Here is a 13,513-nt window from a genome sequence, read left to right as displayed (position 1 = left end):
GGGCATGTACCAAGTCGAAAAAGACAGTTGCCCCCCCAGGTCCCGATTCAACGCCAGGAGGGCGGTCATGCAGGGCTGCCACCCGCCCGGGCTTCTCCGCGGCTCAAGGCGCCGGGTTGGGCTGTTCGACGTGAATCGCTTCCAAGGCCTGGACCAGCGAGGCATCCAGTGTCAGGTCGATGCTGGCCAGGTTGTGCTTCAGCTGCTCCAGCGTGGTCGCGCCGATGATGTTGCTGGTCACGAATGGGCGGCTGGTGACGAAGGCCAGCGCCAGTTGTGCAGGGTCCAGCCCGTGCGCGCGTGCCAGCTCGACGTAGCGCTGCGATGCAGCTTCGGCCTGGGGATTGGTGTAGCGCTGGAAGCGTTCGAACCGGGTCAGGCGCGCACCGGCCGGTCGCGCTCCTTCGAGGTATTTACCGCTGAGTACGCCGAAGGCCAGAGGCGAGTAGGCCAGCAGGCCGATCTGCTCGCGCAGGGCGATTTCCGCCAGGCCAACCTCGAACGTGCGGTTGAGCAGGTTGTACGGGTTCTGGATCGACACGGCACGCGGCCAGCCGCGGCTTTCGGCCAGCTGCAGGAAGCGCATCGTGCCCCAGGGCGTTTCGTTGGACAGCCCGATGTGGCGGATCTTGCCGGCCTTGACCAGCTCGTCGAGCACTTCGAGGGTATCTTCGATCGCCACGAACTGATCGTCAGGGTCGAAGGTGAAGCCCAGCTGCCCGAAGAAGTTGGCCTTGCGATCCGGCCAGTGCAGTTGGTAGAGATCCAGGTAATCGGTCTGCAGCCGCTGGAGGCTGTCTTCCAAGGCCTTGACGATGTTGGCCCGGTTCAGGCGCGGGTTGCCGTCGCGAATGTGCGGCATGCGCCCGGGACCGGCGACCTTGCTGGCCAGCACCCAGTCGCCCCGGTCGCCGAACTGGCGAAAGTACTCGCCGATGATGCGCTCGGTGCTGCCATAGGTGTCGCCATTGGGCGGTACCGGGTACATCTCGGCGGTGTCGAGGAAGTTGACCCCGGCGTCCTTGGCCAGGCGAATCTGTTCGAAGGCTTCGGCCTGGGTGTTCTGTTCGCCCCAGGTCATGGTGCCCAGGGCGATGGCGCTGACCTGCAAAGAGGTGCGTCCGAGGGGGCGTCGTTGCATGCGGTTCTCCGTGGCGAGGATCGAGGAAGTAAGACTGTCAGACCCACGCCAGGCGCGGGTGTTCGGGTCGTATCCCGGTGCAGGCATCGACGTTGCCACCGGCATCGGTCGTTTGGCAAGCGCACGCGCGGCGGCCTGAGGGTAGCGTCCCTGGCAGGCACGCCACATTCAGGGCACTCCTGGCGTGCACTGGCAGTCCATGGTTGACATGAACCTGCCAGGAGCCTCTTGCGATGAACGCAGTGCTGGACACGATCGGCGACACCCTCGAAGCCGAATTCGCCGACCTGGCCGATGTGGAGCAGGTCACGCGGATCCTGGTCAGGTTGTTGATGGCGGCGCTGCTGGGCGCAGTGCTAGGGCTGGAGCGTGAAAGCAAGGGCAAGTCGGCCGGTGTGCGTACGCACATGCTGGTCTCGCTGGGCGCTGCGCTGTTCGTGTTGGCCCCGAATATGGCCGGTGCCGACGCCCAGGCCATGAGCCGTGTCATTCAGGGCATCGTCGCCGGCATCGGCTTTCTCGGGGCCGGGACCATCCTGAAGGGCAATGGCCGCGAGACCAGTCACGTGAAAGGGCTGACCACGGCCGCCGGTCTGTGGATGACGGCGGCGATCGGTACGGCAGCGGGCATGGGGCGTGAGGCGACGGCGTTGGTGAGCACGCTGATGGCACTGCTGGTGCTGCACAGCATGCCGACGCTGGTCGACCGTATCGAAGTGAGGTCCGAGCGCAAGGCGCGTGAAGAGGAAGAGAACGGGTGAGCGCAAAGCACGAGGGGGAGCCTAAGCTCCCCCCGAAATGTTGCTGCGTGCTCTTATTGTTATCGAGGACCGGCCTGTTGTTGTGATTGTCAGCCATGTCTCGGTGTCGCGAACGACCCCCATCCGGGGTCAAGAGCAAACGTATTTTTTTGAGCGCTGATCTGCAATTGCCTGCGAGCCTGTGTCCGACCGTCACTACCTCGAGGTAGTCTTGTTGTTCTGTGTCGGTTGACCTGCCGTGCACATCGACTTCAAAAAAATCTGCTTGCTGCGTCTCTGCCGTGTTGTTCTTGTTATGTCAGAACCGCTGCCTGTTATTGTTATTGGGTGTTTCGCTTGTTGTTCTTGTTATGCCTAAGAGATAGCAGATGTCGTGCCAACTTTTTAAAACCCTTTAAAATCAAGCAGTTGAAGATTTCGTTCGGCGGGGTGCCAGGCAATACGCGTCAAATTGTTTCCCTGTTACCCGCTTTTTCGCCCGTTTACGCAGGCCGGTAACACTCAGCCGCCGTGCTCGGTGACAGACGACACCTGCCGCGCCCGCGCCACCCGCGAACCTGTGGTGCGCCCCAGCACGTCACTGATGCGCTGGCCCGCAGCTACCAGCCGCTCGAGCTCGATACCGGTCTCGATGCCCAGCCCCTGGAGCAGGTACACCAGATCCTCGGTCGAGACGTTACCCGTGGCACCGCGGGCATAGGGGCAGCCACCCAGCCCGGCGACCGAGGCGTCGAACACCGCGATGCCTTCCAGCAGGCTGGCGTAGACATTGGCCACGGCCTGGCCATACGTGTCATGGAAATGCCCGGCCAGGGCCTCCCGTGGCACAGCGCTCGCCACCTGATCGAACAACCGGCGCGTGGCGTTCGCGGTGCCCACGCCCAGCGTGTCGCCGAGCGACACCTCATGGCAGCCCATCTGATACAGCGCCCGGGCCACCGGCACCACCTGTTCGGGACTGATCGTGCCTTCATAGGGGCAGCCCAGGACGCAGGACACATAGCCGCGCACCCGTACGCCATGGGCCTTGGCCGCTGTCAGGATCGGCTCGAAGCGGGCCAGGCTTTCACGGATCGAACAGTTGATGTTGCGCTGCGAAAAGGTCTCCGAGGCGGCGGCGAACACGGCCACCTCTTCGACACCGGCCGCCAGAGCGTCTTCGAATCCACGCAGGTTGGGGGCCAGGGCGGCGTAGGTGACACCCGGCTGGCGCGCCAGGCCCGCGAACACCTCGGCCGAACCCGCCATCTGCGGTACCCACTTGGGCGACACGAAACTGCCGACCTCGATGTAGCGCAGGCCAGCCGCGCTGAGGTCGTCGACCAGGCGGATCTTGTCGGCCACCGCGATGGGGCGCGCCTCGTTCTGCAAGCCGTCGCGTGGACCGACTTCGACCACACGCACGTGCGTCGGTAGTGACATGGCAGGTCTCCGGTTCAACTCAAGGGGGTGCTGGGGTGGGCGAGGGTCGTGGCCAGCGCCTGCTCGCAGCGCTCCTGGGCCACGTCCAGTTCGATCTGCATCTGCTGGATGTCGAGCATCTGCTGCTCGAGCTGCCCACGGCGCTCGTCGATCTTGGCCAGCATGCTTTCGAGCTGCTTGCGGTTGCCGCTGCTGGGGTCGTACAGGGCGATCAGCTCGCGGCATTCGGCGATCGAGAAACCGATGCGCTTGCCCCGCAGGATCAACTTCAGCGTGACCTTGTCACGGGGTGAATAGATGCGCTCCTGACCCCGTCGCGTGGGGCTGAGCAGGCCTTGTTCTTCATAGAAGCGGATGGCGCGGGTGGTGATGTCCAGCTCCCGCGACAGGTCGGAAATGCTGTAGGTCTGATCGCTCATGGGAAGGCTCGCCGAGAAGATCGCCTACGCTAGCGTCATGTTGACGTGCACGTCAACATGACGGGGTGCGGGAGTACGTCGTTCAGCGGTTCACGTCCACGACGAGGCGGCCACGGACCTGGCCCGCCAGCAAGGCAGGGGCTCGATCCAGTGCCTCGTCCAGGCCGATCGAGTGGGTGATCAGGTCCAGTTGCTGGCGGTCCAGCACCGTGTCCAGCCGCTGCCACGCCTCGACCCGCCGCGCATAGGGCTGGGTCACGCTGTTGATGCCCAGCAGGCTGACGCCCCGCAGGATGAACGGCGCCACCGAGGACGGGAAATCCATGCCCTGGGCCAGCCCGCAGGCCGCTACCAGCCCTTCGGACCGCGTCCCGGCACAGACGTTGGCCAGGGTATGGCTGCCCACCGAATCGATGGCCGCCGCCCAGCGCTCCTTGCCGAGCGGTTTACCCGGCTCCGACAGTTCACTGCGCGCCAGTACCTCGCTGGCACCGAGGGTGCGCAGGTAATCGGCTTCTTCAGCACGGCCCGTGGCCGCAATGACCTGATAGCCTGCCTGGGCCAGCAAGCTCACGGCGAAATTGCCGACGCCACCGCTGGCCCCGGTGACCAGCACCGGCCCCTGATCGGGCGTGAGGCCATGACGCTCCAGCGCCATCAGGCACAGCATGGCGGTGTACCCGGCCGTGCCGACCGCCATGCACTGGCGCTCGTCCAGTCCGGCGGGCATGGGCACCAGCCAGTCGCCATCGAGCCGGGCCCGCTGAGCCAGGCCGCCCCAGTGACGCTCCCCCACACCCCAGCCGTTGAGCACGACGCGGTCACCGGCCTTCCAGTCAGCGTGATCGCTGTGTTCGACCGTGCCTGCCAGGTCGATCCCCGGCACCATCGGAAACTGCCGGACCACCGGGCTCTGGCCCGTGATCGCCAGCGCATCCTTGTAGTTGAGGGTGCTGTAGGCCACGCGCACGGTGACCGTGCCAGTGGGAAGCTGGTCATCGTCAAGGTCGGTGACGTGCGCCTGCTGCCCATGCGCGGCCTTGTCGATCAGGATTGCCTTGAACATCTGTTTCTCCTCTGAGCAGAAATGGTCTTGTCAACGGCCCATGATGCCGCGCAAATAGCCCTCGCGACTGCACTTTTTCGGGCTTCGCGGTTCTATGCATGGCCAGGTCGCGCCGATCCCCGGCGCGCCGCCGACTGTCGATCCTGTCTCATGGCTGTTCGTTCGTCCAACCGTATCCGCATGCTGCTGCTGGCCAGCCTGTGCCTGTGCCTTGCCGCATGCAGTCATTCGTCAGGCCGTGGCCTGGCCGCGCAGCTGAGCGAAGGCACCCCGCGCGAGTTCTTCCAGACCAGCGTCGACCGCATGGCCACGCTGGCGATGCGTGACAACCTGCGCAGCCTGTACCGGCTGATGAACAAGCTGTACCTGCGCAACCCCGACCAGTGGAAACGCTCGGGCTACGTGGACGCCGAGACCGCCGAACGGCAGATCCGCTTGGCCATCGAGCAACGCCAGCCCTTGCCGCAACTGGGCCAGCGTCGCGACCTCGCGGCCCTGAGCTACGCGCTGGACCCCGACTTCCGGGGTGATCGGGTCGGTGCCTTCATCTATGCCATCGGCAGCATGCTGGTCACCGCGCACGGCGGGCGCACCGAGTTCTTCATGACCGACGCCATCGACCCGCTGTTCGTCAGCAACGCGGCGCGCAACATCGAGAAGGCCACCTGGATGCTCAGCCAGCGACAGGATGCCGACGGGGTGTTGCTGCTGTTCTCCAACGAGATTTCGGAGGAGGGCAGCAACCTGAGTTTCGCCGTGGGCTTCGGCAAGATCGTCGCGCGCCTGGACCTGCTGGCCGAAATGCTCGACGAGCGCTACCGACGCATCGGCCTGAACTACGCCCAGAGTTTGCTGTTCATGAACTTCCTGCCGGTGCAGTGACGTTCACAGCAGCGCATCGATCGCCTGACGGTAGCGTGCCCCGGCGATACGCATGCTGTCGATGTGGCCCGCACCGGGCACCAGCAGCAGGGTCTTGGGCTGCGGCGCCGCGTCGAACAGGGCCTGGCTGAAGCGCGACGGCACGTAGCGGTCGTTGAGCCCGTGCACGACCAGCAGAGGCATGTCGAGCTCCGGAATCTTGCCGAGCGAATCGAATTTCTGCGACAGCAGCCAGCGCACCGGCAGGCTGGTGTTGGTCACCACCCCGGCAATGTCGCCAAGCGACGTGAAGGTCGACTCCAGGATCAGCCCATGGGCCGGCACCGGGCTGCCAGCCTGGCGCGCCCGCTGCGAAAGGTCCGTGGCCAGGTCCACGGCGATCGCGCCGCCCAGCGAATGGCCGAAGATCAGCCGCTTGCTGGGGTCCGGTTGCAGCTGGGTGAGGCGCTCCCAGGCAATGCGGGCGTCTTCGTAGACCGTGGATTCCGAGGGCAGGTCGCCGCGACTCTGGCCGAAGCCGCGGTAGTCGACGGCCAGCACCGAATAGCCCATGGCGTGCAACTGCTCGATGCGAAACAGCTGGCCGGTCAGGTTCCAGCGCACGCCGTGCAGGTAGAGAATGGCGGGTGCGTTGGCGCGCTTGGCCGGCCACCACCAGGCATGCAGGCTCTGTTGCTGGTCGAAGCTCGGGGCGCGCAGGTCCAGCTCCTGCACGCCGGCCGGCAGGCCGTGGAACCAGCTGGCCTGGCCTGGCTCGATGCGAAACACCAGTTCACGTTCCTTGTGTTGCAACACGCTGCAGCCGGTGGGTAACGCCACAGCCAGGGCCAGCGCCAGGGCGCCGAACAGCCAGCGGCGCCTGGTGGTGGGAAACGCGTTGGGCATCGTAGGCTCCAGTGCGAGGAAAGAATGCCCTGTTTAACAGATCGACCCGGCCAGGGGCAGGCCAGCGGTCGAATGATCGCCACGCGAGGGTTGCAGCATGTGTCGCCCTGGATGCAGTGGGTGATTCTGAACCGCGCAGCCAGAACCGCTCCGCCTCAGTCCAAGGTGCCCAGCCAGGCCTGAATCTGTTCGAGCGTCGCAGTCGCGCCTCCGCAGACCACCACCATCGGGTTGCGGTAGGCCGACAGGGCATCGGGTGCATAAGCCAGGGCCAGCGCGGCGCCACAGGCCGGCTCGACCAGCAGGCGGTGGTCATTCAGGAAGCGCTCGCAGGCCTGCAGCGCGGCGCGGTCGCTGACCAGGTGGCTGATCACCGGGTGCGTCTGGGCACAGGCCAGGGCCTGGGCTGCGACCTGCTTGGCGCCCAGTGAAGTGGCGAAGGAGTCGATGCGTTCCAGTTCGACCCGTTCGCCTGCTTCGAGGGCACGGTGCAAGGACGCGGCGCCTTCGGTCTCCACCGCCAGCACCGGTACATCGTGCCAGCCATTGCGGCGCAGCCCCTCGATGACGCCGCTGAGCAGACCGCCTCCGCCGACCGAGAGAATGATCGCGTCGGGCTTGTAGGCCGCCTGGGCCAGCTCGTCCACCAGGCTGGCATGGCCTTCCCAGAGCAGCGGGTCATCGAAGGGGTGGATGAAGGCATCGTCCGGCCCGACCAGGGTCAGTGCCAGTTCGTTGGCCTCCTGCCAGGAGCTGCCGTGCACGATGACCTTGGCGTCTTCCATCTCCAGCAGTGCCTTGGCCCGCTCGCTCGTGGTCTGTGGGACCACCACGGTCACGGCGGCGCCCAGGTGCCGACCGGCGTAGGCCACGGCCAGCCCGGCATTGCCGCCGGAGGACGAGACGAAATGCCGGGCGCCACGGGCGAAATGGACTTCGCAGGCATGGCCAACGCCACGCAGCTTGAACGAGCCACAGGGTTGCAGGGCTTCGAGCTTGAGCGACAGCGGTCGGCCACAGGCCAGCGACAGAGGGCGCGATTCGATCAGGGGGGTAGCGATGTGCAAGGTCACGGTTGGCTCCGTTCGTGACGCGCGGAGGCGGGGTCGCCTGCTTCGTCGCGCAATTGGTCCAGGTAGTTGTAGACGGTGAAGCGAGTGACACCCAGGGCGGCCGCGGCCTTTTCGACCCCACCCTTGACGATGAACAGCCCACGCTCCTGCATCAGGCGCACGGCCTCGACCTTGGCCGCCTTGTCCATCTTGCCGCGGCCCGAGCGACGCAGGGCCGTCTCGATGATCTCGCCCATGAGCACGGCCATGTCGGCCGGTGCCTGAGTGGCGACAGGCCGCTCGGTCACGGCGGGCTGAGCCCCCAGGGGGTGCAGGCCTTGCAGCAGTTCGAGCGCTGCGCCCAGCCCCGTCACGTCGGTGTTGACGCACAGGCTGGCGAACGGCACCCCGTCCGAGTCGCGAAACAGGGCCGTGGCACTGCGCAGCGAACGGCCCTTGAGGCAGGTCGGGTAATCGGTAATCACCACGGGGTCGCTGCCAGCCTGGTGTTCGGACGCACGCATCAACGCCTTGAAACCCAGATCCTGCTCGGGCGCGGCGAGGATCGGACTGCCCACGGTTCTGCCTGAAAGATGACCGTTGGCGATGGCGACCACGGACTGTTCGAGTGTGCGCAGGTCATGCAGGATCAACTCGACGTTGCGCGGCAGCACGCTGGCCAGGGCCTGCAAGGCGGCCTTCAGGGTCGTGAAGACGAGGTGGCATTCGGAGTCGGTAGCAGGAGGTGAAGGCATGCTTTAAACGCTTTGTTGAATTGCAACATGGTGTTGAATTGAAGAGCGTTCGTCAAGCATGCAAAAGGAGCGCGTCGGTCTGTCAGACCCGCCATGCAGTCCAATCCTCCCTAACCACATTGCGGTGAAACAGACCGCCATGGACCTGTGAGCCCGCGTCGCCTGCATCGCGGGCAAGCCCGCTCCCACAAGGGATGGCGTGGTTCTGTCAGGCCCGCCATGCAAGTCCAACCCTCCATGACCACACCGCGATGGGACAGGCCGCCACGGACCTGTGGGAGCGGGCTTGCCCGCGATGACGTCCGGTCAGCCACCGCCTGCATCGCGGACAACCCACAGCCGCGCCTGTACCCCCGATGTCAGCAAAGGCGCAGGCGCTGCGCTCAACCTACCAACGGCGGCGTACGGGGCGGCACGCGGCGGCGGTTGCCGGTGGCTTCGAATGCCGCGCCATAGCGCAGCAGTGCCGAGTCATCGTAGGCACGGCCTGCCAGGGTCAGCCCTACCGGCATGCCGATGTCGGCCATCACCCCCATGGGCACGGTCACGGTCGGTACCCCCAGGTGACGGATCGCTAGGTTGCCGTTGGCCACCCACACGCCGTTGCTCCAGGCGATGTCGGCGCTGGCCGGGTTGACGTCGGCGTCTGCCGGGCCGACGTCGGCCACGGTCGGGAAAACCACCGCGTCGAGCCCATGCGCGTCCATCCAGTCTTCCAGGTCCAGCTTGCGCGTGCGCTCCAGCCCGCGCAGGCCGTCCGGCACGCTGGCAATCTCGTCCCAGCGCTTGAGCCCGCGCTTGGCCATGTTCACGTACTCGTCCATCCCGGCGGCCAGATCATCCTCGCGGTTGGGCAGGGTGCCTGGGTCATGGGGGAAGATCTTCGGCCCGTCGACGTCCGCCAGACGGTTCAGGCGTGGATCGTCGTTGGCGCGCAGGAAGTCGTCGAAGGCCCAGCCCGACAGCTCCCACAACTCGTCATGCAGGAACTCGGGCGAGACGATGCCACGGGTGAACACGGTCGGTGCGCCCGGGCGGTCGCCTTCGCAGTTGGATACCAACGGGAAGTCCACCTCAACGACCTGTGCGCCTGCTGCCTCCAGCGCCTGGCGCGCCTCGTGCCAAAGGGCCATGACGCTGTCACGGGTATGGATGCGCTGGCCGGTCGGGCCACCGATGCCGGGCTTCTCGGAGGTACCGGCCTCGGCATCGGCATTGATGTACAGACGCGGTACGCCGAACCGCTTGCCGCGCAGGGCATTGGCATCCACTGCCAGGTCCAGGTAGCTGGCTGGACGCACGGCGGAGGCACGCGGGATCGGTACCCAAGGTTGCAGGCGCCAGAGATCGCCACGGGTATCCGGGTCGTCGGCTACCACCACATCGAGCACCTGCAGCAGGTCGGCCATGGTGCGGGCGTAAGGCACCACCACGTCCATGGTCGGCGTCAGCGGCCAGTTGCCGCGCACCGAGATCACGCCGCGCGAGGGCGTGTAGGCGCACAGGCCATTGTTCGACGCCGGGCCTCGCCCGCTGGACCAGGTTTCCTCGGCCAGGCCGAAGGCCGCGAAGCTGGCCGCCGTGGCCGTGCCGGCGCCATTGGACGAGCCGGAAGCGAAAGGCGCGGTCAGGTAGTCGGCATTGTACGGGCTCTCGGCGCGACCGTAGACCCCGCGCTGCATGCCGCCGTTGGCCATGGGCGGCATGTTGGTCTTGCCCAGGCAGATGGCACCGGCCGCGCGCAGGCGCTCGATGGTGAAGGCATCCCGTTGCGCGACCAGCTCGGCGAAGGCCGGGCTGCCCGAAGCCGCAGTCAGCCCCTTGACCAGGTAGCTGTCCTTGGCCGTGTACGGGATGCCGTCCAGCGGCCCCAGGGTTTCGCCGCGTGCCCGGCGGGCGTCCGATGCCCGCGCTTCCTCGAGTGCCTCAGGGTTGTGCACCACCACGGCGTTCAAGGCCGTGGCGGTCGCGGCGCCATCGTAGGCCGCGATGCGGGCCTGGTACGCCTCGACCAGCTCGACCGCCGTCGTGCGGCCACTGACCAGCGCCTCGCGCAGGGCGGCGATGGAAACCTCGGTTACCTCGATCATTGCATTCACCAGTCTGTGTGCAGGTGGGTGATAAAGGGCGGCAGTGTACCAACAAGGCGCCCGGCCTCGCAGGCTGGCGTGGGGGCAATGGGTCTTTGCAGTGGAGCAGTGAGGGGCAGGCCGCGAGCGCAAGCGCAAGCTACAAGCTACAAGCGGATGGTCAGGGCGGACAGCCAGGTGTTGGCCGGACGTCAAGGCGACGCGGTACGCTCTGGCTTGAAGCTTGAAGCTCGAAGCCTCAGGACACCTGCGACAGAGGCCGGGCAACCTCTTCCAGGGACTTGCGCTCCGCCGCTGCGCCCCAGACCGCCTGGACCACGGCTGCCACCACCATCAGGGTCGCGCCGAGCAGGTAGCCATAGAACACGAACGTGCGACTCCCGGTGTCGATCAGCGCGCCGAACAGCGTCGGGCCGACGATACCGCCCAACCCTGTGCCGAAGGCGTAGAACACCGCGATGGCCAATGCGCGGATTTCCAGCGGAAAGGTCTCGGCCACGGTGAGGTAGGCCGAACTGGCGGCGGCCGAGGCGAAGAAGAAAATGACCATCCAGCACAGCGTCTGCTCAGTCACGTCGAGCAGGCCCTGCTGGAAGCCGTAGCCACTGGCCGCCAGCAACAGGCCGGACAGCAGGAAGGTCGAGCTGATCATGATGCGCCGCCCGACCACATCGAACAGGCGCCCCAGCAGTAAGGGGCCGCAGAAATTGCCCAGCGCGAAGGGCAGCACGTACCAGCCCACCTGGGCCGAAGGCACGTCGTAGAAGTCCGTCAGCACCAGCGCGTAGGTGAAGAAGATCGCGTTGTAGAAGAAGGCCTGGGCCGTGAGCAGGGTCAACCCGACCAGCGCCCGTTGGCGGTGGCCGACGAACAGCGTGGAGAACACCTCGCGAATCGGCGTGTGGTCCCGTGCGCGCAGGCGTAACGGCGGGCTGGTCACCGGCGGCAGGTCGATCCCGTGCGACCTGTAGCGCTGCTCGATGGCGGCCACGATACGCTCGGCTTCGTCAGGACGATCATGGCTCATCAGCCACCGCGGGCTTTCGGGAATCCACAGGCGCATCCAGACGATGATCAGCCCGAGTACTGCGCCGATCCCAAAGCACAGCCGCCAGCCCAGGTCGGTACTGACCCAGTGCCCGTCCAGCAGCACGATCGCACCGACCGCGCCGAGGGCGGCACCGATCCAGAACGTGCCGTTGACGGTCAGGTCCACCCAGCCGCGAAAGCGCGCGGGCGTGAATTCCTGGATGGTCGAGTTGATGGCCGTGTATTCGCCGCCAATGCCTGCGCCGGTCAGGAAGCGGAACAGCAAAAAGCTCCACAGGTTCCAGGACAACGCCGTGGCCGCCGTGGCGGCGATGTACAGGAACAACGTGATGAAGAACAGCTTGCGCCGTCCCAGGCGATCGGTGAGCCAACCGAAGAACAGGGCGCCGAGCACGGCACCGGCGATGTAGACGGCGCCCGCCAGGCCGATGTCGGTATTGCTCATCTGCAGGGCCGGGCTGTCTTTCAACGCGCCGGACACCGAGCCCGCCAGCGTGACCTCCAATCCATCGAGCAGCCAGGTGATGCCCAGCGCCAGCACCAGCAAGGTGTGAAAGCGCGTCCACGGCAGGCGGTCGAGGCGTGCCGGAATGTCGGTGACGAAATGGCGCGCTTGCGTGCCGTCCGAGGGTTCGTCCAGGGCTTGGGTGGTCATGGCAACTCCTGTTCGCTGACAAGCCTTCAGCAGATGGAACCGCGCAGGAGGCCAAGAGTTCCTGGGAGACTGGCGCACCCGTCAGGGGCTTCTCGTTTCAGGTATCCATCACGAGAAGCACCCGATGGCACTCACCAGAGCGCAGGGGTCGTGGTCGCGAGGATGCGTTCGAACACCTGGAGGGCCTGCTCGACCTCGGCCTCGGTGGTCTGCCGACCCAGACTCAGGCGCACGCTGCCACGGGCCTGTGCCGGGGTAAGGCCCAGGCCCAGCAGGACGTGCGAGGCTGATGAACTGGCAGAGTTGCAGGCCGAGGTGGAGGACAGGGCCAGCTCACCGGCCAGGGCGGCACTGTTGAAGCCAGGAACCTCGATGCGCAGGTTCAGGGTGTGGGGAATGCGCTGGTACGGACACCCGTTGAGCGAGACACCCGGCAAGGCCAGCAGCCCTTCGCGCAGGCGCTGGCTCAACCGCTCCAGGCGCCGATGCTCGGCATCGCCCGGTACGCTGGCCAGGGCGAAGGCACGGCCCATGCCGACGATCTGGTGCGTGGCCAAGGTGCCTGAACGCAGGCCGCCCTCGTGGCCGCCGCCGTGGATCTGGGCACGCAGGGCAGGCCGGGCCCGCGGCCCGACGTACAGCGCGCCGATGCCCTTGGGGCCATACACCTTGTGCGCGGAAAACGACATCAGGTCGACCGCATCGTGCTGCACGTCGATGACCCGTCGGCCCACCGCCTGTGCGGCGTCGACGTGCAACAGCGCGCCATGACGGCGCACCCGCTCACCGATGGCGGCGATGTCGGTCCAGGTGCCCAGTTCGTTGTTGACGGCCATCAGCGACACCAGGACGGTGTCGGGCCTCAGGGCCGCTTCGACGGCCTCAGGCTGGATCAGTCCGTGGGCATCAGGCTGTAGCCGGGTGATGGCATGGCCCTGGCGCTCGAGTTCGGCGACGGTATCGAGCACGGCCTTGTGTTCGAGCACGCTGGTGATCACGTGGCCCGGCGTACCGGAGGTGAGGGTGATGCCCTTGAGCGCCAGGTTGTTCGATTCGGTGGCGCCGGACGTCCAGACGATGTCGCCAGGGGCAGCGCCCACGCGGTCGGCCACGTGCTGCCTGGCCTGCTCGACCGCCATGCGTGCGGCCTGGCCATAGGCGTGTCCTGTGGAAGCAGGGTTGCCAAACGTGGCCTGGCTGCCGAGGCAGCCGATCATGGCCTCGATGACACGTTCGTCGACAGGTGTCGTGGCGGCGTAGTCAAAATACAGCGGTATACGTGGCATGGCGGCGACCCATCGTGACAACGGGCATCGACCGTCGACGCCCCTGTCA

At 66.3% G+C, this 13,513-nt stretch carries 12 protein-coding genes; 2 read left to right on the top strand and 10 right to left on the bottom strand.

Annotated elements, in window-relative coordinates:
• Nucleotides 1-103 precede the first annotated feature (103 nt).
• Entirely contained in the window at nt 104-1,141 is a 1,038-nt protein-coding gene (locus APT63_10880; GenBank protein AMA46093.1) for an aldo/keto reductase, read from the bottom strand.
• A gap of 245 nt (nt 1,142-1,386) precedes the next feature.
• On the opposite strand from APT63_10880, the gene APT63_10875 reads away from it, so the two are divergent.
• Nucleotides 1,387-1,902, top strand: coding sequence for a methyltransferase (locus APT63_10875; protein ID AMA47861.1), 516 nt, complete (start codon nt 1,387-1,389; stop codon nt 1,900-1,902).
• Nucleotides 1,903-2,403: 501 nt separating this feature from the next.
• Here the strand turns inward: APT63_10875 and APT63_10870 are convergent.
• From APT63_10870 to APT63_10860, 3 genes are all read right to left on the bottom strand, one after another.
• Complete coding sequence (locus tag APT63_10870) at nt 2,404-3,324, bottom strand: hydroxymethylglutaryl-CoA lyase (protein AMA46092.1); 921 nt, start codon at nt 3,322-3,324, stop codon at nt 2,404-2,406.
• Nucleotides 3,325-3,338: 14 nt separating this feature from the next.
• Nucleotides 3,339-3,743: a MerR family transcriptional regulator gene (locus APT63_10865; protein ID AMA46091.1), complete on the bottom strand. Its 405-nt coding sequence runs from the start codon at nt 3,741-3,743 to the stop codon at nt 3,339-3,341.
• A gap of 82 nt (nt 3,744-3,825) precedes the next feature.
• Nucleotides 3,826-4,809: an alcohol dehydrogenase gene (locus APT63_10860; GenBank protein AMA46090.1), complete on the bottom strand. Its 984-nt coding sequence runs from the start codon at nt 4,807-4,809 to the stop codon at nt 3,826-3,828.
• Nucleotides 4,810-4,959: 150 nt separating this feature from the next.
• On the opposite strand from APT63_10860, the gene APT63_10855 reads away from it, so the two are divergent.
• Nucleotides 4,960-5,691, top strand: coding sequence for a hypothetical protein (locus tag APT63_10855; protein AMA46089.1), 732 nt, complete (start codon nt 4,960-4,962; stop codon nt 5,689-5,691).
• A gap of 3 nt (nt 5,692-5,694) precedes the next feature.
• Here APT63_10855 and APT63_10850 read toward each other — a convergent pair whose 3' ends face one another.
• The 6 genes from APT63_10850 to APT63_10825 all read right to left on the bottom strand — a co-directional run bounded on the left by APT63_10850 (nt 5,695) and on the right by APT63_10825 (nt 13,464).
• Nucleotides 5,695-6,576: an alpha/beta hydrolase gene (locus APT63_10850; protein AMA46088.1), complete on the bottom strand. Its 882-nt coding sequence runs from the start codon at nt 6,574-6,576 to the stop codon at nt 5,695-5,697.
• 155 nt (nt 6,577-6,731) lie between these two features.
• The gene (locus APT63_10845; protein AMA46087.1) at nt 6,732-7,649 is read right to left on the bottom strand and encodes a serine dehydratase; all 918 of its coding nucleotides are present in this window, start codon (nt 7,647-7,649) and stop codon (nt 6,732-6,734) included.
• A complete protein-coding gene (locus APT63_10840) occupies nt 7,646-8,383 on the bottom strand; it encodes a hypothetical protein (protein AMA46086.1) in 738 nt (245 codons plus the stop codon). Before APT63_10840 ends, APT63_10845 begins: the two co-directional genes overlap by 4 nt.
• Before the next feature lie 383 nt (nt 8,384-8,766).
• On the bottom strand, nt 8,767-10,473 hold the full coding sequence (locus APT63_10835; protein ID AMA46085.1) for an amidase: 1,707 nt from the start codon (nt 10,471-10,473) through the stop codon (nt 8,767-8,769).
• A gap of 238 nt (nt 10,474-10,711) precedes the next feature.
• A complete protein-coding gene (locus APT63_10830) occupies nt 10,712-12,178 on the bottom strand; it encodes an MFS transporter (protein ID AMA46084.1) in 1,467 nt (488 codons plus the stop codon).
• A gap of 131 nt (nt 12,179-12,309) precedes the next feature.
• Nucleotides 12,310-13,464, bottom strand: coding sequence for a class V aminotransferase (locus tag APT63_10825; protein AMA46083.1), 1,155 nt, complete (start codon nt 13,462-13,464; stop codon nt 12,310-12,312).
• Between the last annotated feature and the right edge of the window lie 49 nt (nt 13,465-13,513).

This window comes from Pseudomonas monteilii (genome assembly GCA_001534745.1).
Taxonomy (GTDB): Bacteria; Pseudomonadota; Gammaproteobacteria; order Pseudomonadales; family Pseudomonadaceae; genus Aquipseudomonas; species Aquipseudomonas alabamensis.
The sequence above is the reverse complement of the archived record's forward strand: the minus strand, read 5'-3'. Positions and strand labels throughout refer to the sequence as shown.

Excerpts from the sequence above, each read along its gene's own strand:
- APT63_10880 (AMA46093.1), bottom strand. The coding sequence starts at position 1,141 with ATGCAACGACGCCCCCTCGGACGCACCTCTTTGCAGGTCAGCGCCATC.
- APT63_10870 (AMA46092.1), bottom strand. The coding sequence starts at position 3,324 with ATGTCACTACCGACGCACGTGCGTGTGGTCGAAGTCGGTCCACGCGAC.
- APT63_10865 (AMA46091.1), bottom strand. The coding sequence starts at position 3,743 with ATGAGCGATCAGACCTACAGCATTTCCGACCTGTCGCGGGAGCTGGAC.
- APT63_10860 (AMA46090.1), bottom strand. The coding sequence starts at position 4,809 with ATGTTCAAGGCAATCCTGATCGACAAGGCCGCGCATGGGCAGCAGGCG.
- APT63_10855 (AMA46089.1), top strand. The coding sequence starts at position 4,960 with ATGGCTGTTCGTTCGTCCAACCGTATCCGCATGCTGCTGCTGGCCAGC.
- APT63_10850 (AMA46088.1), bottom strand. The coding sequence starts at position 6,576 with ATGCCCAACGCGTTTCCCACCACCAGGCGCCGCTGGCTGTTCGGCGCC.
- APT63_10840 (AMA46086.1), bottom strand. The coding sequence starts at position 8,383 with ATGCCTTCACCTCCTGCTACCGACTCCGAATGCCACCTCGTCTTCACG.
- APT63_10835 (AMA46085.1), bottom strand. The coding sequence starts at position 10,473 with ATGATCGAGGTAACCGAGGTTTCCATCGCCGCCCTGCGCGAGGCGCTG.
- APT63_10830 (AMA46084.1), bottom strand. The coding sequence starts at position 12,178 with ATGACCACCCAAGCCCTGGACGAACCCTCGGACGGCACGCAAGCGCGC.
- APT63_10825 (AMA46083.1), bottom strand. The coding sequence starts at position 13,464 with ATGCCACGTATACCGCTGTATTTTGACTACGCCGCCACGACACCTGTC.